Raw genomic sequence first — 16,679 nt, 5'->3', positions numbered from 1 at the left:
GTGTTTGTATCCGCGGGGCTCGTTCGGAGGGCTTGAGGGGCCATCGCGGCCAGTGCTGGCGCGGATTTAGCGGGGTAGCGAGGCCATGTCGGGTGGAGTTGCGGTGGGGGTTGGGTGGGTGTATTGTTTTCTAAGTCGCCGAGAGGGAGACCAGCGGGAATGCTGGGAACCGGAGGCGGCCAATCCCCTAAAATTTTCAAGGCCAGGATCTGGTTGGCGTTTTGTGCGCTGCGGGTTCGGGTGGGGTTGGTTTGGTTGCTGGTGTGGGTCCTGGAAGCGGGATTTGCGTCGGGGGCTGGAACCGGGTAAGTTTGAAAAGTTGCTCCGGAGCGATCCACGGCTGAGATGTTGTGGTGGTGCCGGGTGTGTCTGTTGTTTGAGAACTCAATAGTGTGCCAAGTTTGTTGATACCAATTTATTATTAATTGGTTGAATTGACTGGATTATGCCACCCCGTGGTGTGGTCTGGTTTTTACAGCTGGTTTCAAATTTTGTGCGGCCATTTTCTCCCGTTTTCCCGGGGGTGGTGGTTGTGTCTGTTTTTGTTTTACTTCAACGGAGAGTTTGATCCTGGCTCAGGATGAACGCTGGCGGCGTGCTTAACACATGCAAGTCGAACGATGAACCTCACTTGTGGGGGGATTAGTGGCGAACGGGTGAGTAACACGTGAGTAACCTGCCCTTAACTCTGGGATAAGCCTGGGAAACTGGGTCTAATACCGGATATGACTCCTCATCGCATGGTGGGGGGTGGAAAGCTTTATTGTGGTTTTGGATGGACTCGCGGCCTATCAGCTTGTTGGTGAGGTAATGGCTCACCAAGGCGACGACGGGTAGCCGGCCTGAGAGGGTGACCGGCCACACTGGGACTGAGACACGGCCCAGACTCCTACGGGAGGCAGCAGTGGGGAATATTGCACAATGGGCGCAAGCCTGATGCAGCGACGCCGCGTGAGGGATGACGGCCTTCGGGTTGTAAACCTCTTTCAGTAGGGAAGAAGCGAAAGTGACGGTACCTGCAGAAGAAGCGCCGGCTAACTACGTGCCAGCAGCCGCGGTAATACGTAGGGCGCAAGCGTTATCCGGAATTATTGGGCGTAAAGAGCTCGTAGGCGGTTTGTCGCGTCTGCCGTGAAAGTCCGGGGCTCAACTCCGGATCTGCGGTGGGTACGGGCAGACTAGAGTGATGTAGGGGAGACTGGAATTCCTGGTGTAGCGGTGAAATGCGCAGATATCAGGAGGAACACCGATGGCGAAGGCAGGTCTCTGGGCATTAACTGACGCTGAGGAGCGAAAGCATGGGGAGCGAACAGGATTAGATACCCTGGTAGTCCATGCCGTAAACGTTGGGCACTAGGTGTGGGGGACATTCCACGTTTTCCGCGCCGTAGCTAACGCATTAAGTGCCCCGCCTGGGGAGTACGGCCGCAAGGCTAAAACTCAAAGGAATTGACGGGGGCCCGCACAAGCGGCGGAGCATGCGGATTAATTCGATGCAACGCGAAGAACCTTACCAAGGCTTGACATGAACCGGAAACGCCTGGAAACAGGTGCCCCGCTTGCGGTCGGTTTACAGGTGGTGCATGGTTGTCGTCAGCTCGTGTCGTGAGATGTTGGGTTAAGTCCCGCAACGAGCGCAACCCTCGTTCTATGTTGCCAGCGCGTTATGGCGGGGACTCATAGGAGACTGCCGGGGTCAACTCGGAGGAAGGTGGGGACGACGTCAAATCATCATGCCCCTTATGTCTTGGGCTTCACGCATGCTACAATGGCCGGTACAAAGGGTTGCGATACTGTGAGGTGGAGCTAATCCCAAAAAGCCGGTCTCAGTTCGGATTGGGGTCTGCAACTCGACCCCATGAAGTCGGAGTCGCTAGTAATCGCAGATCAGCAACGCTGCGGTGAATACGTTCCCGGGCCTTGTACACACCGCCCGTCAAGTCACGAAAGTTGGTAACACCCGAAGCCGGTGGCCTAACCCCTTGTGGGAGGGAGCTGTCGAAGGTGGGACTGGCGATTGGGACTAAGTCGTAACAAGGTAGCCGTACCGGAAGGTGCGGCTGGATCACCTCCTTTCTAAGGAGCACCTACAACCACCCTGCCGGGCGCATGCCCGTGTGGTGGGGTTGTCAGGAGTACGCCCGTTGCGCAGACGTTTGTTCTGCGGCGGGTGCTCACGGGTGGAATATCAACGAATAGCGGCCGTCGGTTCTTTCCCGGCACCCAGTACGGATCCCCTCTTGAGGGTGTCCTGGAACGGTGCGGGGGCGGGTACGGGCGGTTTAGTGTTTGGCACACTGTTGGGTCCTGAGACAACAGGACCGGGAGGTAACTTCCGGGACTGGTTTGTTTCTGGTTTCCTGGCTGCACCGAGCGCACGGTTTGGCCCTCCTTTTGTGGGGGTTCGTGTGGGGTGTGTGGTACGGGGTTGTTGTTTGAGAACTACATAGTGGACGCGAGCATCTTTTATAAGAAGCAATTTCCAAGAATATGAACCTGGATCTGTCCGGGTACTGCGTGCTGTGGCCCTTTTGGGTTGTGGTGGTGGTGTCCGGGTGGTTTTCGTGGTTCTCTCGAAATAGCGTTTTTGATCTTTTGTGGTCAAGTTTTTAAGAGCACACGGTGGATGCCTTGGCATTAGGAGCCGAAGAAGGACGTAGGAATCTGCGATAAGCCTGGGGGAGTCGATAACCGGACTGTGATCCCAGGGTGTCCGAATGGGGAAACCCCGCCAGGGGCGCGAGCTGCCTGGTGACCCGCATCTGAACACATAGGGTGCGTGGAGGGAACGCGGGGAAGTGAAACATCTCAGTACCCGCAGGAAGAGAAAACAATAGTGATTCCGTCAGTAGTGGCGAGCGAACGCGGATCAGGCTAAACCGTTCCATGTGTGATAGCCGGCGGGCGTTGCATGGTCGGGGTTGTGGGACTTCCCATTCTGTCTCTGCCGGGACAGTGGGGTGAGTAGTACAGGCATAGGTGAACGGTCTTGAAAGGCCGGCCAGAGAGGGTGTGAGCCCCGTAACCGAAATGTTGTGTACCGCCTGGTGAAGTATCCCAAGTAGCACGGGGCCCGAGAAATCCCGTGCGAATCTGTCAGGACCACCTGATAAGCCTAAATACTCCCTAATGACCGATAGCGGACCAGTACCGTGAGGGAAAGGTGAAAAGTACCCCGGGAGGGGAGTGAAACAGTACCTGAAACCGTGTGCTTACAATCCGTCGGAGCAACCTTGTAGTTGTGACGGCGTGCCTTTTGAAGAATGAGCCTGCGAGTTAGTGTTACGTCGCGAGGTTAACCCGTGTGGGGAAGCCGTAGCGAAAGCGAGTCTGAATAGGGCGTTGCAGTGGCGTGATCTAGACCCGAAGCGAAGTGATCTACCCATGGCCAGGTTGAAGCGACGGTAAGACGTCGTGGAGGACCGAACCCACTTCAGTTGAAAATGGAGGGGATGAGCTGTGGGTAGGGGTGAAAGGCCAATCAAACTTCGTGATAGCTGGTTCTCCCCGAAATGCATTTAGGTGCAGCGTTGCGTGTTTCTTACCGGAGGTAGAGCTACTGGATGGCTAATGGGCCCTACAAGGTTACTGACGTCAGCCAAACTCCGAATGCCGGTAAGTGAGAGCGCAGCAGTGAGACTGTGGGGGATAAGCTTCATAGTCGAGAGGGAAACAGCCCAGACCACCAACTAAGGCCCCTAAGCGTGTGCTAAGTGGGAAAGGATGTGGAGTTGCGAAGACAACCAGGAGGTTGGCTTAGAAGCAGCCATCCTTAAAAGAGTGCGTAATAGCTCACTGGTCAAGTGATTCCGCGCCGACAATGTAGCGGGGCTCAAGTACACCGCCGAAGTTGTGGATTTCAGACATGTGCCTAGCCTTCGTGGTTCAGGCGTCTGGAGTGGTAGGGGAGCGTCGTGTGGGCAGTGAAGTCGCGGTGTAAACCAGCGGTGGAGCCTACACGAGTGAGAATGCAGGCATGAGTAGCGAAAGACGGGTGAGAAACCCGTCCGCCGAATGATCAAGGGTTCCAGGGTCAAGCTAATCTGCCCTGGGTAAGTCGGGACCTAAGGCGAGGCCGACAGGCGTAGTCGATGGACAACGGGTTGATATTCCCGTACCGGCGAAAAACCGCCCATGCTGAACAGGGGATACTAACCGCCCGAGACCTGCCCGACCGCCCTTGTGGTGGAAGGGTTTTGGTGGAGCGCGGGACCTGATCCTGGGAGGCAAGCGTATTAACAGGTGTGACGCAGGAAGGTAGCCAAGCCGGGCGATGGTTGTCCCGGTCTAAGGATGTAGGGCGAACGGTAGGCAAATCCGCCGTTCATGATGCCTGAGACCCGATGGGACCCCCGTATGGGGGGATTTGGTGATCCTATGCTGCCGAGAAAAGCATCGACGCGAGGTTTTAGCCGCCCGTACCCCAAACCGACACAGGTGATCAGGTAGAGAATACTAAGGCGATCGAGAGAATTATGGTTAAGGAACTCGGCAAAATGCCCCCGTAACTTCGGGAGAAGGGGGGCCCCCATCGTGATGGACACAAGCTGTCCGGAGCGTGCAGGGGCCGCAGAGACCAGGGGGAAGCGACTGTTTACTAAAAACACAGGTCCGTGCGAAGTCGCAAGACGATGTATACGGACTGACTCCTGCCCGGTGCTGGAAGGTTAAGAGGACCGGTTAGCCGCAAGGCGAAGCTGAGAATTCAAGCCCCAGTAAACGGCGGTGGTAACTATAACCATCCTAAGGTAGCGAAATTCCTTGTCGGGTAAGTTCCGACCTGCACGAATGGAGTAACGACTTCCCCGCTGTCTCAACCATAAACTCGGCGAAATTGCAGTACGAGTAAAGATGCTCGTTACGCGCAGCAGGACGGAAAGACCCCGAGACCTTTACTATAGTTTGGTATTGGTGTTCGGAGTGGCTTGTGTAGGATAGGTGGGAGACGTTGAAGCCCGGACGCCAGTTCGGGTGGAGTCATCGTTGAAATACCACTCTGGTCACTTTGGACATCTAACTTCGGCCCGTAATCCGGGTCAGGGACAGTGCCTGATGGGTAGTTTAACTGGGGCGGTTGCCTCCTAAAAAGTAACGGAGGCGCCCAAAGGTTCCCTCAGCCTGGTTGGCAATCAGGTGTCGAGTGTAAGTGCACAAGGGAGCTTGACTGTGAGAGAGACATCTCGAGCAGGGACGAAAGTCGGGACTAGTGATCCGGCGGTACATTGTGGAATGGCCGTCGCTCAACGGATAAAAGGTACCTCGGGGATAACAGGCTGATCTTGCCCAAGAGTCCATATCGACGGCATGGTTTGGCACCTCGATGTCGGCTCGTCGCATCCTGGGGCTGGAGTAGGTCCCAAGGGTTGGGCTGTTCGCCCATTAAAGCGGTACGCGAGCTGGGTTTAGAACGTCGTGAGACAGTTCGGTCCCTATCCGCTGCGCGCGCAGGAAATTTGAGAAGGGCTGTCCTTAGTACGAGAGGACCGGGACGGACGAACCTCTGGTGTGTCAGTTGTACTGCCAAGTGCACCGCTGATTAGCTACGTTCGGATGGGATAACCGCTGAAAGCATCTAAGCGGGAAGCTCGCTTCGAGATGAGATTTCCATACACCTTGTGTGTGAGAGGCCCCCAGCCAGACCACTGGGTTGATAGGCCGGATGTGGAAGCGAGGACTAACGACTCGTGAAGCTGACCGGTACTAATAGGCCGATAACTTACACCACACACCACCCCGCGAACCCGTTCAAAAGGGGTTCGCACCCAGGGGTGGTACAAAGAAACAAGACTGCTTGCGTCCACTATGTGGTTCCCAACCAACAAACCCGGTCCCGCCGGCTTTGTTGCCACGGGAACAAAACCACAACTGAATAACAACACCACCCCCGCCCCCAAAGGGCGGGAGCACATGTTGTAACCACAGATTTCCCACCCCCGACGCCCAGGCGCCCGGGGGACGGGTAACAGGGTTACGGCGGTCATAGCGTGGGGGAAACGCCCGGTCCCATCCCGAACCCGGAAGCTAAGACCCACAGCGCCGATGGTACTGCACCCGGGAGGGTGTGGGAGAGTAGGTCACCGCCGGACATAAATTACGGTCGAGAGCCTCCAGACACCGTCTGGAGGCTCTCCCGCATTTAACCCCCCACCACCAAACAACCCGCCACAACCGCCGGGCAGAGCCCGTCCCCGCCCCGGCCCGTGGCCGCCCCGTCCCGTCCCCGCCTCCGGGCGCCCACCACCGGCCCCTGCGAGAAGCGCCGGCGGGACCTCCGCAGACGACATCCCGCCGGACTCCAGTACCCCCACCCATCATCGGAGCCGCCCAGCAGGAAAGGGAGCGCCCCCCGACAACCCACCGCCCGCCGGCGCGGCTGCCCCCGGTGCCGGACGACGCGGCCGCTCGCGGCGTGGCTGTTCCCCGTGACGCCGCCTCCCTCGGGGACTGGGCGGACCAGGGACCCCGTCCGCTATCGGCGAAATATGCCCTCCAAAGCGGCGGATTCCGGCGATTTTCCCCGGAAAACGCTGAAAACACGCGGAATTTGTCACCTCGGCGGCGGCAAGCTGGTAAGTTTTCGAACAGTGGCTTGTACGCACACCGTGTGCAGGCTCCCGAAATCATGAGCGTCCAGGAGGACATAAATGGCTAAGAACCGTAGTGAACTTGTTGCAGAGGTAGCAGGCAAGGCCGGCACCAGCCAGGCAGCTGTCAACTCCGTGCTCGATGCACTGTTCGAGGTTTTCGAGACCTCTGTCGCCTCGGGCGAAAAGATCACCATCCCGGGCTGGCTCTCCGTTGAGCGCACCGACCGTGCAGCTCGCACCGGCCGCAACCCGCAGACCGGCGAGACCATCCAGATCGCCGCTGGCCACAGCGTCAAGCTGTCTGCTGGCTCCAAGCTGAAGGCTGCAGTCGCCAAGAAGAAGTAGTCTTCAAGACTCAAAGGAGCGGCAACCCCCGGGTTGCCGCTCCTTTTGCGTTAAGGCGAGCTGCAGGTCCGTTCGCAACGACCGGACCCGGTCCCGGCCCGTCCCGGTCCGCCCTCAAACGGCCCCAACCGGTCCGCCGGCACGTCACTCCTCCCGATTGGGCGACCGGCCGGGGCGTAGCGGACAATGGAGGTGTGCCTTCCGCCGCTAATTCCCGTGCCACAGCCGCTCCGCCAAACTCCTCCGGGGGAGCGCGAGGCCCAGCTGGTCTTCCGGGCGGCGTAGCCCCGTCCTGGCAGCTGGTAGGCCTAGTAGCGCTCTTTGCGGGCCTGGCAGCTGCGCTGCTGTTCACAGGCGCCGCCGCGGCCCGTCAGGTCTCGGACCCCGGGGCCCTGGTCCGCTGGGGTCTGCCTGTCAGCAAGGCCCTTCACAACGTCTCCCTCGCCACCGTGATCGGCGGTCTCATCTTCGCCGTCGGGATCCTGCCGCGCAGCCTCGGAGGCTCCCGGTCCAAAGAAGCGGATGCGACCGAACATCCAGCCTTTACCCGTGCTCTGTCGGTCGCCGCAAGCGCAGGTGCCGTCTGGACCCTTTCTGCGATCGCCGTACTCGTGCTGGGCTACGCGGACGTGGCGGGCCAAGGGCTCTCCGGCGACCCGGAATTCACCCGCTCCCTGGTCTACTTCATGACGGATATCGAAACCGGACGGGCCTGGCTGGCCGTGGTCATCATCGCCGCCGTTGTCACCACCGCGCTGTTCGGAGTCCGGTCCCTGGGCGGCCTGGCGGCCACCCTGGTGCTCGCGTTGGCGGGCTTGGTGCCGTCAGCGTTGATTGGCCACTCCTCCAGTTCAGATGACCACGAAGGCGCCATCAACTCGCTTGGCCTGCACCTGGTGGGTGTGTCGGCGTGGGTAGGCGGAATCATCATGCTGGTGTTTCTTTCCGGCATTCTCGCCGCCGGGGGCCGCGGCGCCGCCGGGGCTTCGGGCAAGGCCGGCGCGAGGCAGGACATCACCGAGCCGACGCTCCGCCGCTTCTCGGCCCTGGCCGGGTTCGCCTTCGTCCTGGTTCTTGCCTCCGGCGTGGTCAATGCCAGCATCCGCGTGACCAGCTGGGCCGACCTCTTCGGCTCCTCCTATGGACAGCTCATCGTGGCTAAGACCGCAGCAACCCTTGTGCTCGGCGGCGTCGGGCTGATGCATCGCAGCTGGGTCATCCCGCAGCTGGGCAGTCAGGGCGTTGGCATGTCCGCCCGGCGCGTGCTCTGGCAGCTTGTCGTGGTGGAGCTGATCATCATGGGGGCGACGTCGGGCGTCGCCGTCGCCCTCGGCCGTTCCGCGCCGCCGGCGCCGACCACCTATGCCCCGGACGCATCCCCGGCCTTCATTCTCTCGGGCTACGACCTTCCGCCCGAACTCACGCCGGAACGCTGGTTGACCGAATGGCGGTTTGACTGGCTGTGGGTCGCCGTCGCGGTCTTCGGTTTGGTGTCCTACTTCCTCGGAGTATGGAAAGTGGCGCGGCGCGGTGACTCCTGGTCCTTGTTCCGGTCCGTGAACTGGGTGATCGGACTGGTGGTACTGACGTACGTTACGTCCGGCCCGCCGTCGGTCTACGGCCGGATCCTGTTCTCGGCTCACATGGTGGACCACATGGCACTGACCATGGTGGCGCCGATCTTCCTGGTCCTCGGCGCACCCGTGACGCTGGCCCTCCGGGCCTTGGCACCGCGGCGGGACGGTTCGCGGGGGCCGCGCGAATGGCTGCTGATCCTCCTGCACTCGAAGTTCTCCCAGCTGGTGACCCACCCGCTGTTCGCCGCCGCCAACTTCGCCGGCTCGATCGTCCTGTTCTACTACTCGGACGCGTTCGGTTACGCCATGCGGGACCACGTGGGCCACGAGCTCATGAACCTGCACTTCGCCCTGACCGGCTACATCTTCGTGCTGACGATGATCGGCACCGACCCCCTGCCGCGGCGGGCGCCCTATCCCATGCGGCTGTTGCTCCTGCTGGCCACGATGGGCTTCCACGCCTTCTTCGGCGTCGCGATCATGGGGGGTACGGGTCTGCTGGCCGCGGACTACTTCGGCAATCTCGGCCGCACCTGGGGTCCCTCGGCACTGCTGGACCAGCAAATGGGCGGCGCCGTGGCCTGGGGCATTGGCGAAGTGCCCACTTTGCTGGTCGCGATCGGCGTCGCGGTCCAATGGTCCCGCTCCGACGCCCGCGAGTCCAAGCGCACCGACAGGGCAGCCGACAGGAATAACGACGCCGATCTCACTGCTTACAACGATATGTTTGCCAAGCTGGCCGAACGCGATGCCAAGCTGGCCGAACGCAACTCAAAGCTGGAAGGACGCTGATGAGCGAAACCGTACGCACCCACCTCCGGGTCCGCGCTTCCGAACTGGTGGGCCGTAACTGGCTGAACACCGGCGGCAAGTCCTTGGACCTGGAATCCCTCCGCGGCAAGATTGTGCTGCTGGATTTCTGGACGTTCTGCTGCATCAACTGCCTGCACGTCCTGGACGAACTCCGCCCCCTCGAGCAGCAGTACTCCGATGTCCTGGTAACGGTCGGCGTGCACTCGCCCAAGTTCGAGCACGAGGCTGACCCGGTGGCTTTGGCCGCGGCCGTTGAGCGTTACGAGATCCGCCACCCGGTACTGGACGACCCGGAGCTGGACACCTGGAAGGCCTACACCGCCCGCGCCTGGCCCACCCTGGTGGTCATCGACCCCGAGGGCTACATCGTGGCGCACCTCTCCGGCGAAGGCCACGCGGACGGCCTCTCCGTGCTCCTTCCTGAACTGATCGCCGAGCACGAGGCCAAAGGCACCCTGCACCGCGGCGACGGCCCCTACGTGGCGCCCGAACCGACGTCGGGCACGCTGCGCTTCCCCGGTAAGGCCTTGTACCTCCCGGCCGGACGCGGCGCCTCAGCCGAAGGCTCCCCTGCCGGGGAAGCCGACGCCGGGTCCTGGCTGGTCACGGACACCGGACACCACCGACTGGTAGAGCTCTCCACCGATTTCGAGTCGGTGCGGGGCACCTACGGTTCCGGGGAAAAGGGCCACGCCGACGGCGGTCCCGAGGACTCCCGCTACAACGAGCCGCAGGGCCTGGTCCTGCTCCCGGAAGACGTCGCCGCGAAGGTCGGCTACGACGTCGTGGTTGCCGACACGGTCAACCATCGGCTCCGGGGGCTGTCGCTTGCCGACGGGAAGGTCATTACCATCGCCGGCAACGGCGTGCAGCGCCTGCTCGAAACGGGCCCGGCCCGCGTGGACGAGGAAGGCGCCGCCTACGGTGCCCGGCTCGAGGCGGACCCGCTGCGGGTCTCCCTGAGCTCCCCGTGGGACGTAGTGTGGTCTGCCAAGCTGAACGCCGTCGTCGTGGCGATGGCCGGCGTGCACCAGATCTTCAGCTTCGACCCGCTCACCGGAGCTGTGTCCATCATCGCTGGCAACGGACTCGAAGGCCTGCTGGACGGCCCGGCGCCGGAAGCCTGGTTCGCCCAGTCATCCGGCCTCGCCGAAGACGCCGACGGGAACATCTGGGTGGCGGATTCCGAAACCTCGGCCCTGCGGAAGCTGGTCATCGGAACGGACGCGAGCATCACGGTTGAATCCGCCGTCGGCCAGGGTTTGTTCGACTTCGGCTTCCGCGACGGCGACGCCTCCCAAGCCCGGCTGCAGCACCCCCTCGGTGTCACCGTACTGCCGGACGGATCGGTGGCGATCGCCGACACCTACAACGGCGCGGTCCGGCGCTACGACCCCGCATCCGGGACCGTGTCCACGCTGGCGCGCGGGCTCTCCGAGCCCTCCGACGTCATTGTTGACCACACACACGTGGCCGGCGCGGAGCCGCTCCTGGTGGTGGTCGAGGCCAACAAACACCAGCTGGTGTACGTGCCCATCCCGAAGGAAGCCCAGCAGGTGGACGAGGGCGCCGCCCAGACCCACCGGCCGAAGACCCCGGTTGCCCCCGGGCTGCTACAGCTGACCGTCCGGTTCACCGCCCCCACAGGCCAGAAGCTGGATGACCGCTGGGGCGATCCCACGCAGCTGAAGATCTCCTCGACCCCGCCGGAGCTGCTGCTGTCCGGCGGCGGGACCTCCGTGGGCCTGCTTCGGACGCTGGAACTCGCATCTGACATCGCTGAGGGCGTGCTGCACATCACTGCCCGCGCCGCGGCCTGTGACGGCCCGGAAGACGCCGACGGCGAGATCCCCGACCACGCCGCATGCCACCTGTACCAGCAGGATTGGGGGATCCCGGTGCTCCTGCAGGCTGACGGCGACTCCGAGCTGGTGCTGGACCTCCGCGGAATGGACTAGCCGACCACCGAAGTAGCCCGGTTTTGGCCGCCACCTCCCTGCGGTGGCCGTGGCGGTTGAGCCTGAGGACTGCCAATGATGGGCCAGCCCGGGGGGAACGTCGTCCACATAGCGTCCGGGCCGTCTGTTTGGTCTGTCCGGGCCGCTGCACAGTTAGTGACATGGATCCTGTGCAGATACTCCGCTCCGTTGGCGGCGTGGCCCTGACCCGGGCCGTTGTCGCGAGGGGCGCCGGTGAAACCGCCATCCGGAGTGCCGTCCGAAGCGGTGCCGTGGTTCGGCTGGAGCGGGGGCTGCTGGCGCTCCCCGGCGCGGACCCGGAACTGGTGGCCGCAAAGCGGTCCCGGGCGTTGCTGACCTGCCTGTCCGCGGCGCCGAGGTTCAGGTTGTGGATGCTGCGCCCTGCGGCGGTGCCCCACTACTGGCACAGCAACGGCAAGCGGACGCACTCCTGCGTTAGCCACCGGACGGCCCTGACCCAGCCCAACGTCGGGGGAGCGGTGGCCGCCCTGCCGGATGTCCTCCTTCACGCACTCCTTTGCCTGCCGCCGCTGGAGTCCTTGGTCATGGTCGAGAGCGCCTACAACCGGGGAGACATCGACCTGAGGTACCTGCTCCGGCACCTTGTGGGGAACCGGTGCGGGAAAGCGCGGAATGTGGTCGCGAGGGTTGAGCGTGGTGCGGATTCCCTCCTAGAGACCCTCGCCCGGATCCTGTTCAGGGAGGCAGGGATTTCCACCGAAACCCAGGTGTGGATCGAGGGCATAGGCCGGGTGGATTTCCTGCTTGAAGGCTTCCTGATCGTCGAAATCGACGGGCTGGCGTTCCACCTAGACTCACGCCAGTTCAAGAAGGATCGCCGCCGGGACAATTCGGCGGTGGTTCACGGGCTTCCGGTGCTGCGTTTTTTCTACGATGACGTCGTCTTTGCGCCGGAAGTCGTCCTGGCCCAAGTGCGTGACGTGCTGGCGCGGGGTTCCCTGCGGTGGCCGCAACCGAAGCGGCCCGGTTTTGCGGCCGTCGAGCCCCGTACCTGGCGCTAAAGCGGCGGCGCGCAGCTCAAAACCGGGCCGGTTCGGCAGCCGGCGGCTCAGTAGCTTAGGAGCGGCGTCAGCTTTACGGTGTCCGCGTCGATCTCCAGGCGGGTGGTGAAGCTGAAATCGTGGACCTCGCTGATCTCGCCGGGGGCACCGGTGAACAGGTCCACCTGACGGGCCGTGATCCGGGCCTTGCCGTCCAGCGGCGCCACCACCCAGCGGCCGCCGAAGGGCTCAATGCTGACGGCCGGATAATCGGTGATGCTCCAGTCGATGGTTCCGTCGACGACGCGGTTGTTGGTCGCGTGGTAGAACGGGCAGTCCGGCTGCAGCTGCTGCTGCTTGTCCGCCTCGTCGGCGCAGCCGTCCAGGAACTCCTTGACCTTGGCGCTCACGGCGTCTTTGAGGGCGTCGGTGGCCTGGGTCAGCAGGTTCAGTGGAGCGGCCGGAACGTCCCGTCCGGAGAGGGTGGCACGCGTCGGCGGCGCCGAGAAATACTGGCCGTTCAGCGTGGCCTCGTACTCCCCGGGATAGAAGACCGCGAATGAGTTACGGCCGCCTGGCATGTTCACCGGCACGCCGTTGAGTGTGGCCTCGTTCGAGTTCACGACAGTGACGTCGAGGACCGGGAGAGCCGACGGGACGAAGGACCACTGGTGGAAGAACAGCCACTCCGTTCCCGACCTTTCGAGCAGGAACTCCGTGCGCAGCCCGGACCCGTCAATGGTGTACTCGATCGGCACCATGACCTGGTTGCCGCCGCGGTCCTCCGCTTCGCCGAACTTGACGTCGCTGATCCGGGCTGCGGCGGTCTGGAGCGCTGACCCGTCGAGCATGGCTGCGTTGCTCTGCGGAACCGAGGCACGCAGAAGGCCCAGCGCCTTTTCGCCTTCGCCCTTCTGCAGGGCGTCGAGGTACTCACGGACGGGTTGCTGCGGGCCCGCGATGGTGTCGTTGACCACGGTCACCGTCACGATGGCTCCGGCCACGGCGAGCATCAGGCCCAGCAGCCATCCGGCTGCGATCCTGACTAACGCCTGACTCATTTGCACGTACCTTACGTTACCTGCACGCCACGGTAATGCTTTCCCGTGTGACATGCGTCATCCCGGGCCGGGCGAACAGGGCTCAACCGGCCCCGCCCCGGGGGCGCCGTGGCTAACGGCGCCGGCGCTTGGGTGCGGTCCCGAAGACGCCTCGGAGCAGCTCGCGGCCCAGTTGCGTTCCGAGCGAGCGGGCCATGCTCTTGAGGCCGCCGCCCAGCGCCCCGCCCAGCGCCCCGGCGAGATCGCCGGCCATGCCCCCCGTCCCCTGCGGCGCCTGCCGGGTCTGGCGTTCGGGTGCCTGGGCGCGTTCCGGCGCCGGCGCGGGCCGGCTGCTGGGTCGGCCCAGGATCTCTTCCTCGATCCGCCGGGCCTCGGCGTCGACGCCGGACCCCGGAGCGCCTGCCACGTCCGCTACCTTCTCCGGGGACGACCCTCCGGCGCCCGCTGCCCGGCCGTCCGTGCCCGGCTTGCCGGTGATCTTCTCGTAGGCGGAGACGTTGTCCACCGCCGTGCCGTACTTGGCGAGCAGGGCCGAGCCGGCCACGGTGCTCGCAATCAGGGCATCGCTGCTCGGACCCATCACGGATTCGGGCGCCCGAAGGCGGGTCAATGCCACGGGAGTCGGGGCGCCCTTCTCGTTCATGACCGTGATGACGGCTTCGCCGATGCCCGCCGAGGTAAGCGTCTCTTCCAGGTCGTAATCGCTCATCGGGAAGGTGGAGACGGTCGCCTTGAGTGCCTTGGCGTCTTCGGGCGTGTAGGCCCGCAGGGCGTGCTGCACGCGGTTGGCCAGCTGCCCCAGCACCTCGGCCGGAACGTCCTTCGGCGTCTGGGTGACGAAGAAGATCCCGACGCCCTTGGAGCGGATCAGCCGCACGGTGGTGGTGATGGCGTCCAGGAAAGCTTTCGAGGCGTCGTTGAACAGCAGGTGTGCCTCATCCAGGAAGAACACGAGTTTAGGTTTGTCCAGATCGCCGGCCTCGGGCAGTTCCTCGAAGAGATCCGCCAGCAGCCACATCAGGAAGGTGGAGAAGAGCATCGGCTTCGTCTGCAGCGTGGGCAACTCCAGGCAGCTGACGACGCCGCGGCCGTCCGGGGCGGTGCGCAGCAGCTCGGCGGTGTCGAACTCGGGTTCGCCGAAGAACTTTTCCATGCCCTGCGCCTCGAGCGTGATGAGTTCACGGAGGATGACCCCGGCGGTGGCCTTGGAAAGTCCGCCGAGTTCCTTGAGTTCGTCCTTGCCCTCGTCCGAGGTGAGGAACTGGATGACGGCGCGCAGGTCCTTCAGGTCGATCAGCTCGAGGTTGTTCTTGTCCGCGAAGTGGAAGACCAGTTGGAGGCTGGATTCCTGCGTGTCGTTGAGTTCCATGATGCGGGAGAGCAGGATGGGGCCGAAGGACGTGACGGTGGCGCGGACCGGGATCCCGGTGCCGTCTCCGCCGAGGGCCAGGAACTCCACCGGGAACGTCTTGCCGGACCAGGGCTGCCCGATGCTCTCGGTGCGGGCCATGAGCTTCTCGGTGCCGGTGGCGGCGGTGGCCAGCCCGGAGAGGTCGCCCTTGATGTCGGCGAGGAACACGGGCACGCCGGCGGCGGAGAGCTGCTCTGCCATCATGTGCAAGGTGACGGTCTTGCCCGTGCCGGTGGCGCCGGCCACCAGACCGTGCCGGTTCATCATAGAGAGCGGCAGGCGGACGGGAGCGTCCTTGTGGAGTTCGCCGTCGACGATCGCCGCGCCAAGCTCGATCGTGGGCCCCTCGAGGGCATAGCCCTTTTGGATCGTGGCGACTTTATCTGCAGTGGATTTGATGGCCATGCCGTTAGCTTAGCCGGGTCCGGCAGCCCGGTCCGGGCGTATTCGGCTAGCGCCGTGAGCCCTGGGGTCAGCAAACCGGCGTCGTATGTCTGGTGGCTGGACATGGAAACGGAAACAGCTGGCAGAACTTCTCGTGCAGCCGAGGTACTGACGTGCGGGGCGTCGTTCGAGGGAAATGGTCCGCAGCAGAAATAACCGGGGTCCCGCCGTCGTTGTGGTTGCTGTGCGTGTGCCGGAAACCGGCGGCGCCTGACAACGCTTCACTACGAAAGGCCGGCTTTTTCCGTGACTGTTCCGCTTTCCATTCTTGACCTGGCAACCATCGGCAAGGGCCAGACGGCGGCAGAAAGCTTCGCGGGTAGCGTGGCCATGGCGCAACTCGCCGAGAAGCTGGGCTACCGGCGGATCTGGTATGCCGAGCACCACAACATGTCGTCCATCGCATCTTCCGCCACCAGCGTGCTGATCGCCCACATCGCCGCCCACACCGAAACCATCCGCCTCGGCGCTGGTGGCATCATGCTGCCCAACCACTCCCCGCTGACCATCGCCGAGCAGTTCGGCACACTGGAGACCTTGCACCCGGGACGGATCGACCTGGGTCTTGGCCGGGCGCCGGGCAGCGATCAGAACACCCTCCGGGCCCTGCGCCGGGACCCGATGTCCTCCGACAGCTTCCCGCAGGACGTGCTGGAACTCCAGGGCTACCTCAACGGCCCCACCCGCATCGAGGGTGTCGAGGCAACACCCGGCAAGGGCACCAACGTGCCGCTGTACATCCTGGGATCCTCGCTCTTCGGCGCCAGGCTGGCCGCCCAGCTGGGCCTGCCGTACGCCTTTGCCTCCCACTTCGCACCCAACGCCCTGCAGGACGCGGTCGCCATCTACCGCCGCGAGTTCAAACCCTCGGCACAGCTGGACGCTCCGTACGTGATCGCCGGCGTTAACGTCATCGCGGCGGACTCCGCCGCGGAGGCGCAGGCCATGCACCGCGACACCCTGCGGGCCCGCGTCTCGCTGTTCTTTGGCAACGGCCGCGTGTTCAGCGACGATGAGGCCGACATGGTCCTGGACTCGCCGCAGGGCCAGCACGTGTCGCAAATGATGACGTACTCAGCCGTCGGAACGCCGGACGCCGTGGTGGAGTACCTCGACGAGTTCACGGCCCACTCCGACGCCGACGAACTGATCGTTGCCCACCAGAGCACGGGAACCGAAGGGCGGTTGCGCTCCGTTGAACTGCTCGCCCAGACCGCGGGCCTCGTCAGGGCCTAAGCGGTCAGGGCCTATGCGCCCCCCAGGGTTCCCGCGGAGGCCGGAAACGCCCGGCGCACGGAACGCACGGTGCCGGGCGAGCCGTTGACTTCGGCAGGGCGCGATCCTACGGTTAAGCCCTCTAGGCTGCCGGCTCCGTCGGGTGCCTACTCGTTATACGCCGCCGTCGCTAAACCAGCTGTCGTTACACCCGCATTCCGGGATAGCTTAGAAAAATCCAGGGGC

The 16,679-nt window shown here is 63.4% G+C and carries 7 protein-coding genes and 3 rRNA genes; 8 read left to right on the top strand and 2 right to left on the bottom strand.

Going from position 1 to position 16,679, the window contains the following annotated elements:
- The first annotated feature begins 552 nt into the window (after positions 1–552).
- From OM977_RS18700 to OM977_RS18670, 7 genes are all read left to right on the top strand, one after another.
- Positions 553–2,076 (top strand): 16S ribosomal RNA (locus OM977_RS18700).
- Between the two features lie 523 nt (positions 2,077–2,599).
- Positions 2,600–5,725: ribosomal RNA gene (locus OM977_RS18695) — 23S ribosomal RNA — on the top strand.
- 244 nt (positions 5,726–5,969) lie between these two features.
- Positions 5,970–6,086: ribosomal RNA gene (gene rrf / locus OM977_RS18690) — 5S ribosomal RNA — on the top strand.
- Together the 16S, 23S and 5S rRNA genes form the textbook arrangement of a ribosomal RNA operon.
- Positions 6,087–6,644: 558 nt before the next feature.
- The gene (locus tag OM977_RS18685; RefSeq protein ID WP_264355369.1) at positions 6,645–6,932 is read left to right on the top strand and encodes an HU family DNA-binding protein; all 288 of its coding nucleotides are present in this window, start codon (positions 6,645–6,647) and stop codon (positions 6,930–6,932) included.
- 194 nt (positions 6,933–7,126) lie between these two features.
- A complete protein-coding gene (locus tag OM977_RS18680) occupies positions 7,127–9,301 on the top strand; it encodes a cytochrome c oxidase assembly protein (RefSeq protein WP_264355368.1) in 2,175 nt (724 codons plus the stop codon).
- Positions 9,301–11,280 (top strand): NHL domain-containing thioredoxin family protein, encoded by a 1,980-nt coding sequence (locus OM977_RS18675; RefSeq protein ID WP_264355367.1) that lies wholly within the window; start codon positions 9,301–9,303, stop codon positions 11,278–11,280. Before OM977_RS18680 ends, OM977_RS18675 begins: the two co-directional genes overlap by 1 nt.
- 161 nt (positions 11,281–11,441) lie before the next feature.
- Positions 11,442–12,323: a DUF559 domain-containing protein gene (locus tag OM977_RS18670; RefSeq protein ID WP_264355366.1), complete on the top strand. Its 882-nt coding sequence runs from the start codon at positions 11,442–11,444 to the stop codon at positions 12,321–12,323.
- Between the two features lie 47 nt (positions 12,324–12,370).
- Here OM977_RS18670 and OM977_RS18665 read toward each other — a convergent pair whose 3' ends face one another.
- Both OM977_RS18665 and OM977_RS18660 read right to left on the bottom strand, forming a co-directional pair.
- Complete coding sequence (locus tag OM977_RS18665) at positions 12,371–13,363, bottom strand: hypothetical protein (protein ID WP_264355365.1); 993 nt, start codon at positions 13,361–13,363, stop codon at positions 12,371–12,373.
- A 112-nt stretch (positions 13,364–13,475) separates the two neighbouring features.
- Positions 13,476–15,179 carry a DUF853 domain-containing protein gene (locus tag OM977_RS18660; protein WP_264355364.1) on the bottom strand — a complete coding sequence of 568 codons (1,704 nt, stop codon included), beginning with the start codon at positions 15,177–15,179 and terminating at the stop codon, positions 13,476–13,478.
- 285 nt (positions 15,180–15,464) lie between these two features.
- Between OM977_RS18660 and OM977_RS18655 the strand changes: the two genes are divergently transcribed.
- Positions 15,465–16,454 carry an LLM class flavin-dependent oxidoreductase gene (locus OM977_RS18655; protein WP_264355363.1) on the top strand — a complete coding sequence of 330 codons (990 nt, stop codon included), beginning with the start codon at positions 15,465–15,467 and terminating at the stop codon, positions 16,452–16,454.
- Positions 16,455–16,679 lie beyond the last annotated feature (225 nt).

The organism is Pseudarthrobacter sp. MM222 (assembly GCF_947090775.1).
Lineage (GTDB): Bacteria > Actinomycetota > Actinomycetes > Actinomycetales > Micrococcaceae > Arthrobacter.
Note: the sequence above shows the minus strand (reverse complement) of the source record. Positions and strands in the feature narration are given on the sequence as shown.